The 17,343-nt window shown below is 71.2% G+C and carries 14 protein-coding genes and 1 tRNA gene; 3 read left to right on the top strand and 12 right to left on the bottom strand.

The genetic code is table 11. The annotated features are described in order from the left end of the window. The first annotated feature begins 134 nt into the window (after positions 1–134). Entirely contained in the window at positions 135–1,460 is a 1,326-nt protein-coding gene (locus tag ITJ54_RS01435) for an MFS transporter (RefSeq protein WP_194625564.1), read from the top strand. Positions 1,461–1,512: 52 nt separating this feature from the next. On the opposite strand, the gene ITJ54_RS01430 is transcribed toward ITJ54_RS01435, so the two are convergent. From ITJ54_RS01430 to polA, 7 genes are all read right to left on the bottom strand, one after another. Beyond that, positions 1,513–2,703: an acyltransferase gene (locus ITJ54_RS01430; protein ID WP_194625563.1), complete on the bottom strand. Its 1,191-nt coding sequence runs from the start codon at positions 2,701–2,703 to the stop codon at positions 1,513–1,515. Then, positions 2,700–4,262 carry a class I adenylate-forming enzyme family protein gene (locus tag ITJ54_RS01425; protein ID WP_194625562.1) on the bottom strand — a complete coding sequence of 521 codons (1,563 nt, stop codon included), beginning with the start codon at positions 4,260–4,262 and terminating at the stop codon, positions 2,700–2,702. The genes ITJ54_RS01430 and ITJ54_RS01425 overlap by 4 nt, the downstream gene beginning before the upstream one ends. A gap of 34 nt (positions 4,263–4,296) precedes the next feature. After that, positions 4,297–5,355, bottom strand: coding sequence for a BPSS1187 family protein (locus ITJ54_RS01420; protein WP_194625561.1), 1,059 nt, complete (start codon positions 5,353–5,355; stop codon positions 4,297–4,299). Continuing rightward, positions 5,352–5,963: a dephospho-CoA kinase gene (coaE, locus tag ITJ54_RS01415; protein ID WP_194625560.1), complete on the bottom strand. Its 612-nt coding sequence runs from the start codon at positions 5,961–5,963 to the stop codon at positions 5,352–5,354. The genes ITJ54_RS01420 and coaE overlap by 4 nt, the downstream gene beginning before the upstream one ends. A 99-nt stretch (positions 5,964–6,062) precedes the next feature. Then, positions 6,063–7,520 (bottom strand): 30S ribosomal protein S1, encoded by a 1,458-nt coding sequence (gene rpsA, locus ITJ54_RS01410; RefSeq protein ID WP_194625559.1) that lies wholly within the window; start codon positions 7,518–7,520, stop codon positions 6,063–6,065. A gap of 182 nt (positions 7,521–7,702) precedes the next feature. Next, positions 7,703–9,382, bottom strand: coding sequence for a DUF885 domain-containing protein (locus tag ITJ54_RS01405; protein WP_194625558.1), 1,680 nt, complete (start codon positions 9,380–9,382; stop codon positions 7,703–7,705). Between the two features lie 23 nt (positions 9,383–9,405). Then, positions 9,406–12,048, bottom strand: a complete 2,643-nt coding sequence (polA, locus tag ITJ54_RS01400) for a DNA polymerase I (protein WP_228508119.1) — start codon at positions 12,046–12,048, stop codon at positions 9,406–9,408. Between the two features lie 127 nt (positions 12,049–12,175). Between polA and ITJ54_RS01395 the strand changes: the two genes are divergently transcribed. Beyond that, positions 12,176–12,544, top strand: a complete 369-nt coding sequence (locus tag ITJ54_RS01395; protein ID WP_228508391.1) for a PaaI family thioesterase — start codon at positions 12,176–12,178, stop codon at positions 12,542–12,544. Between the two features lie 3 nt (positions 12,545–12,547). Here ITJ54_RS01395 and ITJ54_RS01390 read toward each other — a convergent pair whose 3' ends face one another. From ITJ54_RS01390 to ITJ54_RS01380, 3 genes are all read right to left on the bottom strand, one after another. Next, positions 12,548–13,018 (bottom strand): GNAT family N-acetyltransferase, encoded by a 471-nt coding sequence (locus ITJ54_RS01390; RefSeq protein WP_194625556.1) that lies wholly within the window; start codon positions 13,016–13,018, stop codon positions 12,548–12,550. An 85-nt stretch (positions 13,019–13,103) separates the two neighbouring features. Continuing rightward, entirely contained in the window at positions 13,104–13,709 is a 606-nt protein-coding gene (locus tag ITJ54_RS01385; RefSeq protein WP_071275157.1) for an ANTAR domain-containing response regulator, read from the bottom strand. A gap of 164 nt (positions 13,710–13,873) precedes the next feature. Further along, a tRNA-Leu gene (locus ITJ54_RS01380) sits at positions 13,874–13,958 on the bottom strand. A gap of 113 nt (positions 13,959–14,071) precedes the next feature. On the opposite strand from ITJ54_RS01380, the gene ITJ54_RS01375 reads away from it, so the two are divergent. After that, positions 14,072–14,611 carry an HdeD family acid-resistance protein gene (locus ITJ54_RS01375; RefSeq protein WP_194625555.1) on the top strand — a complete coding sequence of 180 codons (540 nt, stop codon included), beginning with the start codon at positions 14,072–14,074 and terminating at the stop codon, positions 14,609–14,611. Positions 14,612–14,636: 25 nt separating this feature from the next. On the opposite strand, the gene ITJ54_RS01370 is transcribed toward ITJ54_RS01375, so the two are convergent. Next, positions 14,637–15,731: a VIT1/CCC1 transporter family protein gene (locus ITJ54_RS01370; protein WP_194625554.1), complete on the bottom strand. Its 1,095-nt coding sequence runs from the start codon at positions 15,729–15,731 to the stop codon at positions 14,637–14,639. A gap of 122 nt (positions 15,732–15,853) precedes the next feature. Then, a complete protein-coding gene (pyk, locus tag ITJ54_RS01365) occupies positions 15,854–17,299 on the bottom strand; it encodes a pyruvate kinase (protein WP_194625553.1) in 1,446 nt (481 codons plus the stop codon). Between the last annotated feature and the right edge of the window lie 44 nt (positions 17,300–17,343).

The raw sequence follows: 17,343 nt of genomic DNA, 5'->3' as shown, positions 1-17,343 counted from the left end.
GCGCGTCCACCGACAGCAGCCCGGGCGTATCGTCCGCGGAGAGCGCCCTCCAAGGACGCTGATAGCGATCACTCCTACCGTTCCGTCTGTTCAGCGACCCGGCTCGACCGCACTCCTCGAAGAGGCACCCACCCATGACGACGGCGACCCCCGCCGCACCAGCCAAGGGCACCCCGTTCCGCGGACGCATCCGCGGCCGCGTGCTCCTGCTGCTGTGCTTCATGTACGCGATCTCGTACATCGACCGCACCAACATCTCGACCGCGCTCCCCCACATCACCGAGGAGTTCGGCTTCACGGAGACCACCGCGGGCGTCATCGTCGCCGCGTTCTCGCTGCCGTACGCCCTGCTCCAGGTGTTCGGCGGGACGGTCAGTGAGAAGTTCGGCCCGCGCAAGGCCCTCTTCGTCATCACGGTCATCTGGGGCGTGGCGACGCTCTGGACCGGGTTCGCCGTGGGCTTCTGGACGCTGTTCGCCGCCCGCGCCCTGCTCGGTCTGAGCGAGGCGGCCGCGTTCCCCACCGCCACGCAGGCCATGAGCCGCTGGATCCCCCGCGACCGCAACGGCTTCGCCCAGGGCGTCGTGCACTCCGCGGCGCGGCTCGGCAACGCCCTCGCGCCCCTCGTCGTCGCCTACTTCATCGCGATCAGCGGATGGCGTCTGGCGTTCTTCGCCACCGCGGTGCTGTCCTTCGCCTGGGCGATCGCCTGGTGGTTCCTCTTCCGGGACAAGCCGGAGTCCGCGAAGGGCATCACGCAGGTCGAACTCGACGAGCTCCCCCCGGTGGAGACCCGCGCCACCCGTCCGCCCGTGCCGTGGCGACAGATGGCGAAGCAGATCCTGCCCGTCACCTTCGTGGACTTCGGCTACGGCTGGACCCTCTGGGTGTTCCTCACCTGGCTGCCGACGTTCCTCAGCTCGACCTACGGCCTCAAGATCGGCGACTTCGCCCTCTTCACCACGCTCATCCTGCTCGCGGGCGTGGTCGGCGACACCGTCGGCGGCATGCTCAGCGACCGCATCATCCACCGCGGCGGCGACACCCGGAACGCCCGTCGGGCCATCCTCGTCGTCGGGCTCGGAGGATCGCTCCTCTGTCTGGTGCCGCTCGTCATCGGGCAGGGCCTGCTCGTCGCGACGATCTCGCTCGCCCTGTCGTTCTTCTTCCTGGAGCTCTGCAACGCCAACCTCTGGGCGATCCCGATGGACGTGGCCCCGCAGTGGTCCGGGACGGCATCCGGCTTCATGAACACCGGCTTCGGCGTCGCCGGCGTCCTCTCACCGATCGTCTTCGGGGTGCTCGTCGACGCGTCCGGCTGGCAGCTGCCGTTCGCGCTGTCCTGCGTGCTGCTCGGTGGCGCAGCCGTCGTCGCGTGGTTCATGAAGCCGCAGCGGCTCACCTCCACCGACGGCGTGCTGGAGATCGGTACCCCGGAAGCCGAGCAGCGCTCGGCCTGACCACAGGACGGACTGGAGGCTCGTGGCGGCGCCGCCGGGAGCCTCCGGTCCGTCAGCGGGTCACCGGAGGCTTCGCGGCCCGCGCCTGCCGGGCTGCCCGCGTGGCGAGCGACGGCCGCCCCGTCAGCGGCACGCTCAGGGGCGTCCAGCGGAAGGCCTCGGTGACGGCGACGGCGAGCACCACGACGAGCAGGTACGTCACGAGGGTCAGCCAGGGCTTCGGCACGAGCGCCTCGAGCGGACTGGAGCCGTACAGCAGCAACCAGATCACCAGCGGGTGGCTCAGGAAGATGCCGAACGAGCGGTCCGAGGCGTAGTCGACGACCTTCGCCAGACGGCTGCCGGCGACCCGACGGTCGGCCCAGGCAGCCCCCGCGGCCAGGAACCCGAGGAAGACGAGGGTGCTCCACACCACCTCGACGGGCTGCAGCGGGGTGCCGGCCTTGTAGGCCGAGTCCCCGAGCGCCATCTGGACCACGAACACCACGAGGGTCAGCACCGCTCCGCCGAGGAACGCCCACCCGATCGCCCGGCGCCGTCTGCGTACGAACCCCAGGAACCCCTCGGCGTGGTCGGCCGCGATCGCCCCCGAGACGATGAAGAAGACGTAGGAGAAGAAGAACTGCTTCTGGTAGCCGTGCATCCAGGCGTCGGTCGAGGGGAAGTACTTGTAGCCGGCGAAGACGACGAGCTGCACGAGCAGGCTGACGACGAGCACCGCGACGTGGTGGCGTCGCGTGGTGCGCACGAGCCACATGATCGCCGGCAGCAGCAGGTACACCTGCATCGTCACGAGCAGGAAGTACAGGTGGTACTTCGCCGTCCCCGTGACGATGCCGGTGGCGTACGTCTCGACGAGCGCCGGGACGTCGCCGCGCTGGCCTGCGTCGAGCAGCCACGCGGAGGCGACGTACACGAACGACCACGCCAGGTAGGGCACCCCCACGAGCAGGAAGCGCTTCGGCCAGAACACCGACATCGGCTTCGGGCGGATCGACCAGCTGTAGACGAGCACGAACGCGGTCAGGGTGAAGAACACCAGCCGGGTGAAGTGCAGCAGCGCGAGGAGCCCGGCGAGCCCGAGGTCGTCCGACGCCATCGTGTGGCTCGTCGTGTGCACGCCGATCACGCACGCGAACGTCAGGATGCGGAGGACGTCGATCTCGTAGAGGTGCCGCGGGCGGCCCTCGGCGGTGCGGGTCGGGGTCCGGACGCCCGTGCCCTGCGCCGTCGTCGTGCTCACGGTGTCTCCGCCATGCCGCGCACCCGGGCGCGCTGGACCTTGCCGGTGGGGGCGCGGGGCAGGTCGGGGACGACGATGATCTCGACCGGGCGGCGGAAGCGGGTCAGGGACCGTTCGGCGCGGGCGGTGAGGTCGGCGACGAGGGCGGCGGCTGCGGCGTCGCGCTCGCCGGCGGTGGCTTCGGCGTCGGCGTCGCGCTCGACGCCGTCCTCGTCCCGTGGCTGCGGGATGACGTACGCCACCGGCACGCTGCCGAGGACGTCGTCGGGCCGGGCCACCACCACGGCCTCGAGGACCCGCGGGTCCCCGAGCAGGACGTCCTCGACCTCGGCGGGCCAGACCTTCTCACCACCGCGGTTGATGACGTCGTCGGACCGCCCGGCGAGCGACACCCAGCCGTCCTCGGCGACCGAGCCGACGTCACCCGTGGCGAGCCAGCCCTCCGCGTCGAAGCGTTCCGTGGCACGGCCGTGCAGGTAGGAGCGCACGATGCCCGGTCCGCGGACCCACAGCGCGCCGGTCGTCCCGGCCGGCAGCACGGTGCCGTCCTCGTCGCGGACCTCGACGGCGCAGCCGACGGGCACCCCGACCGTGCCGGCGCGGGCGGGTGCGCCGAGCGGCGTGGCGGTGATCTGGCTGGCGCCCTCGGTCATGCCCCAGCTCACGACGAGCGGGACGTCACGCAGTGCGGCGCGGACGGGGTCGGGCAGCGGCGCCGAGGCACTCCGGACGAACCGCAGACCCGCGGGGAAGTCGAGCGGCCCGGTCTTCGCGAGCACCGCCAGGATCGCCGGCACCGCGTTCAGCCAGGTCACCCGGCGGTCGGCGAGCAGCTCCCAGAACCCGGTCCGCCGGAATCGTCGGTCGAGCACCAGCGTGGCACCGGCGACGAGGGTCGAGAGCAGCCCGACGACCTCGGCGTTGACGTGGAACAGGGGCAACGAGTTGAACCCGCGGTCGTCCCGCGTCAGCGCGTTGTGCTCGGCGACGGCCCGGGCGACGAACAGCAGCTGCGACTCCGGCAGTTCGACGCCCTTCGGCGTGCCGGTCGAACCCGAGGTGAAGAGCACGACGGACCCCTCACCGGGTGTGTCGGGCGTCGCCGTGGGCAGGTCGCCGTCACGGACGTCGGACGGGAGGCTCGTGGCCGGGTCCACACGGGCGGCCGGCGTCCCCGGGATGGTCGTGTCCTCGAGCCGGTCCGACACCACGATCGAGGCGCCACCGAGCAGGTCCGCGAGCCGTGCCGGCTCGGTCGTCGGCTGTCCGGTGTCGACGGGGACCGCCCGCCGCCCGCTCGCGACGGCGGCCAGGTGCACGACGGCGAACGCGATCGGGTCCCCCACGTCGACGAGCACGGCCCCGGAGTCGGGGACGCCGATCACGTCGAAGGTCGAGGACCAGGCGGCGACGGCGGTCTCGAGGTCACGGTGACGGAGCACCCGGTCGGAGCGGGCGTCCTCGAGGTACACATGGTCGGGGTCCTCGGCGGCGCGCTGGCGGATCAGGGCGCGGAGGCCGCCGGGGGTCGGCGCGTGGGGGTCGCGGTCGGGCTGCACCCCGCCACGCTAATCCTGGATCCCATGACGGCCGTCAGGGACTCGTCTGCGTGGGCAGGGGGAAGCGTCGGAGCAGCCACTGCCAGAGCGCGATGAGCCGGGGCTGTCCCTGTGCGTCGAGTGGCGTCGTGTCCTTGATGATGCGGGAGTGCGACTGCGCCGGGGTCCCGATGCTGATGTCGGTGAGGATGGCGTGGGGGTACCAGCCCTCCGGTGGCGCTGCCGTGTCGGTCCGCCACGGTTCGGCCGGTCCGCCCGGGATCGCCGGGACGTCGAGGCCGAGTGCCGTCCACGATCCACGGATCCGCGGTCCGAACTCGTCGCGGACGTCGTCCACGGCGTACATCCGCGACGCCGGGGTCTGCCCCGGGCGGTCCATCCACGCGGCGTGCACCGGCCCGAGCGACTCCACCGGGGACGCGAACATCAGCGCGCCGAGGACCGGCCGGATGTGCGCGATGTACGCCGCCTCGCCGCCACCCTGCGAGTGCCCGGCCACGACGATGTCGCTCCAGGCGATGTCCTCGTCCGGCGCGACGAAACGTCCCCACCCGCCTTTCGGGTCCACGTCGTCCAGGTGTGCGATCGCGTCGCGGAACCGCGAGACGATCGACCCCGCCGGGGACACCGCGCTGTAGTCCGACTGTCGGGTGCCGTCGAACCGGTTCCGCTGCACCGTGCCGTAGCAGCGCGGGTCGGCCTCGCACGTGCCGGAGAGGGTCTTGCCGAGGTTCCAGTAGTCGAGCCCGAGCACGTGGTAGCCGTCGCCGAGCGCCGTCGTCAGGAACCGCTGGTAGTCCGCCGGCCGGGCGCGCGTCGCCGGCAGGAACAGCAGCAGCGGCCCGTCGGCGGCGGTCCTGGCGGCGAAGTCGTCCCGGTTCGGTTCGAGCCGCTCCCCGTCGATCGCGCCGAGCCGGAAGCGGTGGAGCTCGTCCTGGGGACCGCGTGCGTCGCTGCGCGGGCGGGCGTGCGCCGGCTCACGGCCGTGGTCCGCCACACGCTGCCCGGCGAGCAGGTTCGCAGCGACGAGGGTGCCGAGCCCGATCGCCACGAGGACGACCGCGGCGACGACGAGCAGCAGCCGGTGCTTCACGGGGTCGCTGGTGCGACCAGGCCCCAGACCCGGTCCGCCGAGCGGATCGTGTCCTCGAGGGTGCCGGTGGCGTCGACGACGTGGTCGGCCAGGGCGAGTCGGTCGGCGTCGCTCGCCTGTGCGCCGACGCGACGCTCGGCTTCCTGACGGGACATCCCGCGGTGCTGCACGAGACGCTCGATCCGCACCGCCGCCGGAGCATCGACCACGACGACCGCGTCGAACCGCAGTGGACGGCTCCCTCGGGCCTCGGCGAGGAGCGGCACGTCGTACACCACCACCGCGTCCGGGTCGGCCTGCTCGGCGGCGTCGAACGCGGCCTGGGCGAGCCGCCAGACCTCGGGGTGGGTGATGGCTTCGAGGTCCTTGCGCGCCGCCGGGTCGGAGAACACGATCGTGCCGAGGGCCGGCCGGTCGAGCGACCCGTCCGCGGCGATCACTGACGGACCGAAGCGTTCCGCGACCTGCTCGAGCCCGCGGCTGCCGGGAGCGACGGCGTCCCGCGCCAGGCGGTCCGCGTCGACGACGACGGCGCCGAGCGCTGCCCAGCGACCCGAGACGGTCGACTTCCCCGCGGCGATGCCGCCCGTGAGTCCGATGATGCGCACGGCCACCAGCCTAGGCGTGGGTGCCCCGCGAACGCCGGAAGCCCGGCACCCCCTGAGGGATGCCGGGCTTCCGGTGCGTTCAGTTGCTGCTGAGCTCGATCAGTTGGTCGAGCTGAGCTTCTCGCGGAGCGCCGCGAGCGAGGCGTCGTCGGCCAGGGTGCCCTGGCCGGCCTGCTCGGTGGTGAACGACGAGGACGCGCTGGCCGGGAGGTCGAAGGTGCCGGTTGCCTCGTCCGTGAGGGACTTGGCGACCTGGGCCTTGTGGGCCTCCCAACGACCCTGGGCGGCCGCGTACTGGCCTTCCCAGACCTCGCGCTGCGCGTCGTAGCCCTCGAGCCACTCGTTGGTCTCCGGGTCGAAGCCCTCGGGGTACTTGTAGTCACCCTTGTCGTCGTACTCGGTCGGCATGCCGTAGAGGGCCGGGTCGAACTCGGCGCTCTCCGGGTCGACGCCCTCGTTGGCCTGCTTGAGGCTGAGCGAGATGCGGCGACGGTCGAGGTCGATGTCGATGATCTTCACGAAGACCTCGTCGCCGACGGACACGACCTGCTCGGCGAGCTCGACGTGCTTGTTCGAGAGCTCCGAGATGTGGACCAGGCCCTCGATGCCGTCCGCGACGCGGACGAAGGCACCGAACGGCACGAGCTTCGTGACCTTGCCCGGTGCGATCTGGCCGATCGCGTGGGTGCGGGCGAAGACCTGCCACGGGTCTTCCTGCGTGGCCTTGAGCGAGAGCGACACGCGCTCGCGGTCCAGGTCCACCTCGAGGATCTCGACGGTGACTTCCTGACCGACCTCGACGACCTCGCTGGCGTGCTCGATGTGCTTCCAGCTGAGCTCGGACACGTGGACGAGACCGTCGACGCCGCCGAGGTCGACGAACGCACCGAAGTTGACGATCGACGAGACGACGCCCTTGCGGACCTGGCCCTTGTGGAGGTTGTTCAGGAACGTGGTGCGCGACTCGGACTGCGTCTGCTCGAGCAGTGCACGACGCGAGAGCACGACGTTGTTGCGGTTCTTGTCGAGCTCGAGGATCTTGGCCTCGATCTCCTGACCGAGGTACGGCGTGAGGTCGCGCACGCGGCGGAGCTCGATGAGCGATGCCGGGAGGAAGCCGCGGAGACCGATGTCCACGATGAGGCCACCCTTGACGACCTCGATGACGGTGCCGGTGACGACCCCGTCGGACTCCTTGATCTTCTCGACGTCGCCCCATGCACGCTCGTACTGCGCGCGCTTCTTCGACAGGATGAGGCGGCCTTCCTTGTCCTCCTTCTGGAGGACCAGGGCCTCGACCTCGTCACCGACGTTGACGACCTCGTTGGGGTCGACGTCGTGCTTGATCGAGAGCTCGCGCGAGGGGATGACACCCTCGGTCTTGTACCCGACGTCGAGGAGGACCTCGTCGCGGTCGATCTTCACGACGGTGCCGGAGATGAGATCGCCGTCGTTGAAGAACTTCAGGGTCTTCTCGACCTCGGCCAGGAAGTCATCAGCCGAACCGATGTCGTTGATGGCGACCTGCTTAGGAGCCTTGGTCGTAGTGGTTGTCATGTAGAGATTGCTCCGAACGGACATGAGTCGGGCCAGGGCGACGCGGGGACAGTGCCCGCATGCTGCCGCCGTGGCGGTGGATTCTGGTGACGCGGATTGCGCCGCACAAGTCTAACCGGTGCGCTCGACCCCTCACAAGCGGGGCAGGGCGCGTGTCGCGGTCGTCCGCGCGGGCTGCTGCGTCAGTCGAGCAGCGCCGACCGGAGGGTGTCGAGGCCGACACCGCCGAGCGCCAGTGCCCGGTGGTGGAACGCCTTGAGGTCGAAGTCGGCGCCCTCGCGAGCGGCGACCTCGTCACGGACGGACTCCCACACGCGCTGGCCCACCTTGTACGACGGAGCCTGCCCGGGCCAGCCGAAGTACCTGGCGACCTCGAAGCGCACGAACGCCGGGTCCATGTTGACGTTCTGCCCCATGAAGTCGAGGGCGTACTCCCACGTCCAGCCGCCGCCGTCCGGGTTGGTCTTCTGCAGGTGCACGCCGATGTCGAGCACCACGCGCGCGGCGCGCATCCGCTGGCCGTCGAGCATGCCGAGGCGGTCACCGTCGTCGTCGAGGAACCCGAGCTGCTCCATCAGGCGCTCGGCGTACAGCGCCCAGCCCTCCACGTGACCGGAGGGGCCGGCCAGCTGCCGACGCCAGGTGTTCAGCTCGCCGCGGTTGAAGACGGCCTGGCTGATCTGCAGGTGGTGACCGGGCACGCCCTCGTGGTACACCGTGGTCTTCTCGCGCCAGGTGCCGAACTCGGTGACGCCCTCCGGCACGGACCACCACATGCGGCCGGCGCGCGAGAAGTCGTCGGACGGGCCCGTGTAGTAGATCCCGCCCTCCTGCGTGGGGGCGATGCGGCACTCCAGGCGCTGGATCGGGTCCGCGATGTCGAAGTAGCGGCCGTCCATCGCGCGGATCGACTCGTCGCTGGTCTCCTGCATCCACTGCCGGAGGGCGTCCGTGCCGTGCAGCATGCGGGCGGGGTCGGCGTCGAGGACCTCGATCGCGCGGGCCACGGACGCGCCGGACTCGATCCGGTCGGCGATGCGCTCCTGCTCCTCGCGCATCCGGGCGAGCTCCTCGAGGCCCCACGCGTACGTCTCGTCGAGGTCGACCACCGCACCGAGGAACCGGCGGGAGTGCAGCTCGTAGTCGTCACGGCCCACGGCGTCGGTCGGCATCGCGAGGGGCATCAGCTCGTGCTGGAGGAACCGGCCGAACGAGCGGTACGCGGCCGCGGCGACCTCGCCCCCGCGGACCAGCTCCGCGCGGAGTGCGTCGGGGACCGGGGCGCCGTCGTCGAGCGCCGCCGTCGTGGCGAGCTGTCGGAAGAAGCCGTCGTCCGCCCCGCTCCTGGCCATCTGCTCGGCGACGAGCTCGACCTGCCGACGGGCGGGGACCACCTGGTCGCGGGTGCCCTCGAGCAGGGTCTCGCGGAAGCCCTCGAGCGCGTCGGGCAGTGCGCGCACCCGGCTCGCGACGTCCTCCCAGTCGGACGTGGTCGCCGTGGGCATCAGGTCGATGACCTCGCGCAGGGCCTGCGCCGGGCTGGTGATGACGTTGAGGTCGCGGAGGTGCAGCTTCCGCTCGTACGACTCGACGACCAGGTCGAGCTCCGCCCCGAGGTCGGTCTTCGTGACGCGGTCGACGGCGTCGACGGGCTCGGCCGCGTCGAGGGCACGCCGAGCCGCACGGGCCGCGTCGGCCGACGCCGCGGCTCCGGCGGGCGAGGTGTCGCCGTACTCCCCCGTCCGCCCGGGGACCCCGATGTACGTGGCGATGGTCGGGTCGAGGTCGACGAGGGTGGTCACCCAGTCCTCGGCGACCCGGTCGACGGCGGAGGGCTGACGGACGGGACGCGCTGTGGTCATGCTCCGACCCTACCGAGCGCAGGTCAGTGCGCGGCGACCTCCCAGTTGGCGCCGGTGCCGACCTGCACGTCGAGCGGCACGGTCAGGTCGGCCGCCGACCCCATGCGCGCCCGCAGGATCTCCTCGACGCGCTCCTGCTCACCGGGGGCGACCTCGAGGATCAGTTCGTCGTGCACCTGGAGCAGCAGTCGTGTGCCGAGCTCGCCGTCGCGGAGGTCGGACGCGACGCCGAGCATCGCGATCTTCATGATGTCCGCCGCCGATCCCTGGATCGGTGCGTTCAGGGCGGCCCGCTCGGCGTTCTCGCGCAGCACCCGGTTCGGGCTCTTGAGGTCCGGGAAGGGGCGGCGGCGACCGAAGATCGTCTCCGTGTAGCCGTCCTCGCGGGCCTGCTCGACGACGTTGCGGAGGTAGTCCCGCACGGCGCCGAACCGGGCGAAGTACTCGGTCATCAGGGTGCGGGCTTCGCTCTGCTCGATGCGCAGCTGCTTCGACAGGCCGAACGCGCTGAGACCGTAGGCGAGCCCGTACGACATCGCCTTGACCTTGGTGCGCATCTCGGGGCTGACGTCCGCCGGCTCGACCCCGAACACCCGGGCGCCGACGAACCGGTGGAGGTCCTCGCCCTCGTTGAAGGCCTGCACCAGACCGGGGTCGCCGGAGAGGTGCGCCATGATCCGCATCTCGATCTGCGAGTAGTCCGCCGTCAGGAGCGTCGTGTACGGCTCGGCGACGGCGAACGCGGACCGGATGCGGCGACCGACGGCGGTCTTGACGGGGATGTTCTGCAGGTTCGGGTCGGTCGAGGACACACGCCCCGTGCTCGTGCCGGTCTGCTCGTACCGCGTGTGGATGCGGCCGTCGACGACCGCGGCGTCGAGGGTGTCGACGATCTGCCGGAGCTTCGTGGCGTCACGGTGCTGCAGCAGCAGGCCGAGGAACGGGTGCGGGTACTGCTCCTGCAGGTCGGTCAGGCTCGCGGCGTCGGTCGAGAAGCCCGTCTTGGTCTTGCGGGTCTTCGGCATCGCCAGCTCGGTGAACAGGACCTCCTGCAGCTGCTTCGGCGACCCGAGGTTGACCTCGTGGCCGATCTCCGTGAAGGCCTGCTGCGCGAGGTCGGCAGCGCGCTCCCCGAGTTCCTTCGACAGCCCGGTCAGCACCGGACGGTCGATGCCGACGCCGGTGGTCTCCATCTGCGCGAGCACCGAGACCAGCGGCAGCTCGATGTCGTCGAGCACCCCGAGCGAACCGGGGTCGATGCGGGCCCGGAGCGCCGTGGTCACACGGAGGACGTACCAGGCGTGCACGCCGACGTTCACCGGGGCGGTCTCGGGGACGAGCTGGTTCGGGTCGGCGGTGGGCAGTTCCTCGCCGAGCTCCTGGTAGACCAGGTCGGTCAGGGGCTGGCCCTGCTTGCCCGGGTTCGCCAGCCACCCCATGATGCGGGCGTCCCCGGCCACGCCGTTGACGGCGATCCCCGCGGTGCCGAGGGCCTTGATGGCGGCCTTGGCGTCGTGGAAGTGCTTCGGGGCGTCGGAGGCGAACCAGGCGGTCAGCTGCTCGTAGTCCTGGGCGCCGCTGCCGCCGGGCACCAGGACGGCGTCGTCGTGGGTGGCGATCCCGATCGCGCTGAGGCGGCCGTCGATGACCTCCACCGCGACGCCGTAGCCGTTCTCGCTGTCCGCCGCGGTCTTGCGCTCGAGCCAGTAGCCGAGTTCCTCGTCGATGAGGGTCTTCACCGGCGGCGGGGTGATGCCGGTGTCCTCGACGACGCCGTCCGTGGTCTGCTCGCTGGGCTCACCGGTTCCTGCGACCTTGAACACGCGGTCGAGCAGCGTGCGGAACTGCAGCGTGGCGAAGAGCTCGCGGACGGCGGCTTCGTCGAGGGGGCGGAGCGCGACGTCGGCCGGCCCGACGGGCAGCTCCACGTCGGTGACCAGCCGGTTCAGACGGCGGTTCCGGACGGCCCGGTCCTGCTGCTCGCGCAGGTTGTTGCCCACGACGCCCTTGATCTCGTCCGCGTGCTCGAGGACGCCCTCGAGCGAGCCGTACTGCGTCACCCACTTGACCGCGGTCTTCTCGCCGACCTTGTCGACGCCGATGAGGTTGTCGCTGGTCTCCCCGACGAGCGCGGCCACGTCCGGGTACTGGTGCGGCTCGATGCCGTAGCGCTCGTAGACCTTGTCGCGGTCGTAGCGGGTCAGTTCGGACACCCCGCGGACCGACGGGTAGAGCAGCGTGACGTCGTCGTTGACGAGCTGGATGGCATCGCGGTCGCCGGAGACCACGTAGACCTGGAAGCCCTGCTCGGCCCCCTGCGAGGAGAGCGTCGCGAGGATGTCGTCGGCCTCGTAGTCCTCCTTCGTGACGGTCGTGATGCCCATGGCCTCGAGCGCCTGCTGCAGCAGCGGGATCTGCCCCTTGAACTCCGCCGGGGTCTCCGAGCGGGTGCCCTTGTACTCGGCGTACTCACGCGTGCGGAACGAGAACCGGGAGATGTCGAACGCCACCGCGAGGTGCGTCGGCTTCTCGCGCTGCAGCAGCATCAACAGCATCGATATGAAGCCGTGGATGGCGTTGGTGTGCTGCCCGTCACGGTTGACGAAGCTGTCCACAGGCAGCGCATAGAAGGCCCGGAAGGCGAGCGAATGGCCGTCGATGACCATGAGGGTAGGCTTTGCGGAGTCCGACACCCGGACAGCCTACCGACGCCCCCCGACACGGAAGTCAAGCGCTGTGACCGACGAACCGACCACCACCGGCCCCGTCGACGAGCGTCTCGTCGAGCGGGGCATGGGTGAACTCGCCACCAAGATGGGCATGGTCATCACGGAGCTGACCGCCGAGCGCGCGGTCGGCACGATCCCGGTCGAGGGCAACCGGCAGCCGGTCGGGCTCCTGCACGGCGGGGCGTACGTGGTGCTCGCCGAGAGCCTCGGGTCGATGGCGGCGAACGTGCACGCGGGGCCCGGTCGCTACGCCGTCGGCATCGAGCTGAACGCCTCGCACTCCCGCAGTGCGACGAGCGGCCTCGTCACGGGCACCTGCACGGCGATCCACCTCGGCAACACGCTCACCACGCACGAGATCGTGCTCACGGACGACCAGGGCCGACGCTGCTCGACCGTGCGCATCACCAACATGATCCGCGAGCGGCGCTGACCCTCAGTCCTCCGGCGGCCGCTGCAGCAGCAGCCGGGCGTCGCCGAAGCCGAGCCGTCGGTACAGCCGCTCGCCGTCGACGCTCGAGTGCACCGACACCCGCTCCACGCCGAGGTCGTCCGCGACGTCGAGCAACGCCGTGACGAGACGTCCCGCCACACCGAGCCCACGCAGGTCCGGGTGCACGTACACCGTCTGCACGTCGCCGGTCAGCCGACCGTCGGGCCGGTCCGGCGTCGGCGGACGGCCCACCAGGCCGAGCCACGCCATCCCGAGCACCAGGCCGTCGCGTTCCGCGACGACGCACCGGTGGGTCTCCGGGTGCGCCCGGGCGAACGCGGTCATCGCCGACCGGTAGGCCTCGACCGTGTGGACCGGCGTCTGGCCGCCCTCCTCGATGCTCCACCGCCACCGCAGGTCGGCCACCGCCGGCATGTCGGACGGACGGGAGGCTCGGATCACGACGTCGTTCACGCCTCCACCTTCGCAGATGGTCACCGCACGAGGAAGCGCCGCCACCCGGACCGGGTGACGGCGCTTCCGCAGCAGTGGTGCGCGACTACTTCTTGGCGCTGAGCTGCTCGATGATCGCCTTGGCGACGTCGTGCATGGTCAGGCGGCGGTCCATGGAGGCCTTCTGGATCCAGCGGAAGGCCTCGGGTTCGGTCAGGCCCATCTTCTCGTTGAGCAGGCCCTTGGCGCGGTCGACGAGCTTGCGGGTCTCGAAGCGCTCGACCAGGTCGGCGACCTCGGCCTCGAGCGTGATGATCTGCTGGTACCGCGAGAGGGCGATCTCGATCGCGGGGAGCAGGTCGTTCGGGGTGAAGGGCTTCACGACGTACGCGAGCGCGCCGGCCTCGGTCGCGCGCTCGACGAGTTCCTTCTGGCTGAACGCCGTCAGCAGGACGACCGGAGCGATGTGGTTCTTGGAGAGCTTCTCGGCGGCGGAGATCCCGTCGAGCTGTGGCATCTTGACGTCCATGATGACGAGGTCGGGACGCAGGTCGGTGGCCAGCTGGACCGCGGTCTCACCGTCACCCGCTTCGCCGACGACGTCGAACCCGTTGTCGCGGAGGATCTCGACGATGTCCAGGCGGATGAGCGACTCGTCCTCGGCGACGACGACGCGACGGGGTGCTGTTGCAGTTGCTTCTGTGTCACTCACGACGGAGAGCCTACTAGACCCGACGCCTTCGGCACGCAGCGGCCGTTCGTTGTCTGGTACGAGTGGCGGGACCCGGGGCCGGAACAGCCCCGCGCGCCGTGAACGGCCATGGTACGAGTGGCGGGACCCGGGGCCGGAACAGCCCCGCGCGCCGTGAACGGCCTTGGTACGAGTGGCGGGACTTGAACCCGCACGCCGTGAGGCAGAGCATTTTGAGTGCCCCGTGTCTGCCGATTCCACCACACTCGCGAGGGCACCCACGCTACCAGCAGCGCGCCCCGCGGACGGCCGGTGCTCCCGGACGGACCAGACGGACCCCGGGTACCGTCGAGGGCTCAGCAGTCCAGTCAGGAGGAGTGCCCGTGGATTCCCGTGCCGTCCGCACGTTCCGGGTCTTCGTGGTCGTCACGGCCGCGGTCGCCGTCGTGCTCGGCGTCGTCGCCGTCGTCCTGCCACGTCCGTCGCTCGTCGTCGTCGCCCTGGTGTTCGGCGTGTACCTCGTCGTGTCCGGCGTGCTGCGCGTCTTCGCCGCGGTCCGCGGGCACGGCACACCCCCGCTCTGGCGGTGGACCTCCGGCGTCGTCGGCACCCTCGTGGCCGCCGCGGGTCTCGTGGCCCTGCTCGACCCGGCGATCCCGCTGCTCGTCTACGCCGTGCTCGCCGGGGTGGCGTTCCTGGTCGAGGGCGTCGCGGCCCTCGTGGGCGGTGCGGTCGGCCACCCGGGCTCGTCCCGCGTCCCGTCGGTCGTCAGCGGGGTGCTGTCGCTCCTCGGCGGCGTGGCCGTGCTGCTCGCGCCCGGCCTGGCGCTGACGGTCTTCACGGTCCTCGCCGGCATCGCGCTCATCGTGGTGGGCGTCGGAGCGCTCCTGCTCCTGCCCCCACGCGCGGCCCTCCGGCGCTGACGGTGCGTCCGGGCACGCCCGCGCGTCAGGCGGCGCCGGTCCCGAAGAGCAGGCCGAGCAGGTAGGTCACCACGGCGGCGCCGAAGCCGATCGTGAGCTGGCGCAGTGCCCGGCGCAACGGCGACGCACCGCTCAGCACGCCCACGACCGCGCCGGTGCCGAGCAGGGCGACGCCGACGAGCGCTGCCGCGACGCCGATGGCCGCCCAGCCGTCGAGCCCGAACAGGTAGGGCAGGATCGGGATGACCGCGCCCGAGGCGAAGAAGCAGAAGCTCGAGATGGCGGCGCTCATGCCGTTGCCGACGGCCTCGTGGTCGTCGGGGATGCGCGTCGGTCGGGTCTCCGGGGCGCTGCCGAAGCCGGCCAGCACGTCGGCGGCGTGCGCGGCGGCCTCGTCCTCCGGCATGCCCCTGGCCCGGTAGACCAGGGCGAGTTCGTTGGCGTCGACGTCGAGGTCGGCCACCGCGCTGCCGGCCTCGGGGTGCGGTGCGGAGGCCTCGAGGAGCTCCCGCTGCGACCGGACGGAGACGTACTCCCCCGCCCCCATCGACAGCGCGCCGGCGAGGAGCCCCGCGATGCCGCTCAGCAGGACGAAGTGCCGGTCGGCGCCGGAGGCACTGATGCCGATGATGAGCGCCAGGTTCGACACGAGCCCGTCGTTCGCCCCGAACACCGCCGCGCGGAAGGTGCCGGACAGGCGCATCCGCCCACGGTTCGCGAGCCCACGGACGACCTCGCCGTGGATGCGCTCGTCGGCCGCCATCTGCGCGGTGGCGTCGGCGTCGTCGGCGTAGGGTGAGCGGTCCTCGGCGCGCTGCATGAGCGCCAGCACGAACACGGAGCCGAAGCGCTTCGCCAGGGTCGCGAGGACCCGGGTGCGCAGGCTCCCCCGGAGCGGACGTCCGACGTCGGCACCGAGCAGGTCCACCCAGTGCTGTGCATGGCGGCCCTCGGCCTCGGCGAGGGCGTCGAGGATGTGGCGGTCCTCGCCCGATCGCCGCGACGCCAGGTTCCGGTAGACGGCCGCCTCCGCGCGTTCGTCCGCCAGGTAGCGCCGCCACCTGCGGACGTCGCCGGGGCGACGTGCCTCGGTACCGGACGGGAGGCTCGGTTCACGCATCGTGGTCGTCTCCTGTCGAGCGGGTGGGGCGGTGGACGCATGACGGCGCGGACCGGAGGCCGACAGCTGCGAGCCGTGGCGGGCCTCCCGTCCGCGCCGTCGCGCGGTGTGCGTGGTGCGGGTCAGTCCCGGACGTAGGCCGGGGCGGCCTCGGCGTGCGCGTCGCCGACGCGGTGCACGCGGAGGTCGTTCGTGGAGCCCTCGAGTCCGGGGGGCGACCCGGCCGTCACGATGACGCGGTCGCCGGGGGCGGCCAGGCCGTTCTCGAGGAGGACGTCGTCCACCTGCGAGAAGAGCTCGTCGGTGTGGGTCTTGCGCTCCACGAGGAACGAGCGGACGCCCCAGGTCAGCGCCATGCGACGGCGGGTGGCCTCGTTCGGGGTGAACGCGATGATCGGCAGGCCGTGACGCAGGCGCGACATGCGGCGTGCGGAGTCGCCGGACTCGGTGAACACGCAGAGGTACGAGGCCTCGGTGAACTCCGCGATCTCGACGGCGGCCAGCGTGATGGCGCCGCCGAGGGTGCGGGGCTTCGTGCCGAGCGGCGCGATGCGCTCCAGGCCGTGGTCCTCGGTCGACTCGACGATGCGGGCCATCGTGCGGACGGTCTGCACCGGGTACTCACCGACGCTGGTCTCACCGGAGAGCATCACGGCGTCGGCGCCGTCGAGCACGGCGTTCGCGACGTCGGAGGTCTCGGCGCGGGTCGGGATCGGCGAGGAGATCATCGACTCGAGCATCTGCGTCGCGACGATGACCGGCTTCGCCATGCGGCGGGACAGCTCGACGGCGCGCTTCTGCACGATCGGGACGGCCTCGAGCGGGAGCTCGACACCGAGGTCACCGCGGGCGACCATGATCGAGTCGAAGGCGTCGATGATCTCCTCGAGGGAGTCGACGGCCTGCGGCTTCTCGATCTTGGCGATCACCGGGAGGCGCTTGCCCTCCTCGTCCATGATCTCGTGGGCGCGGACGACGTCGGAGGCGTTCCGGACGAAGGACAGCGCGATGAGGTCCGCACCGATGCGGATGCCCCAGCGGAGGTCGGCCTCGTCCTTCTCGCTGAGCGCGGGGACGTTCACGGCGACGCCGGGCAGGTTGATGCCCTTGTTGTTCGACACGGTGCCGCCGACGACGACCTCGGTGCGGACGCGGACGCCGTCGGTGTCGAGCACGCGCAGGCGCACCCGGCCGTCGTCGATGAGCAGCGGGTCGCCGGGCTTGACGTCCTGCGGCAGGCCCTTGAAGGTCGTGCCGCAGATCTCCTTCGACCCGAGGACGTCCTCGGTCGTGATGGTGAAGACGTCGCCCACGGCGAGCTCGTGCGGGCCGTCGGCGAACTTGGCGAGGCGGATCTTCGGACCCTGCAGGTCGACGAGGATCGCGACCGGCTTGCCGAGTTCCTCGGCGGCACGGCGGACGTTGACGTAGTTGGCCTCGTGGACGCTGTAGTCACCGTGGCTCAGGTTGAGTCGGGCGACGTCGACACCGGCCTGGATGATCTCCTTGACGGTCTCGTAGTCCGAGGTGGCCGGTCCGAGGGTCGAAACGATCTTTGCGCGTCGCAATGGATTCCTTCGTGTGGTGGACGGTCTCTCTCGCGAGAGAACGG

The organism is Curtobacterium sp. VKM Ac-2865 (assembly GCF_015350905.1).
Classification (GTDB): Bacteria; Actinomycetota; Actinomycetes; order Actinomycetales; family Microbacteriaceae; genus Curtobacterium.
Note: the sequence above shows the minus strand (reverse complement) of the source record. Positions and strands in the feature narration are given on the sequence as shown.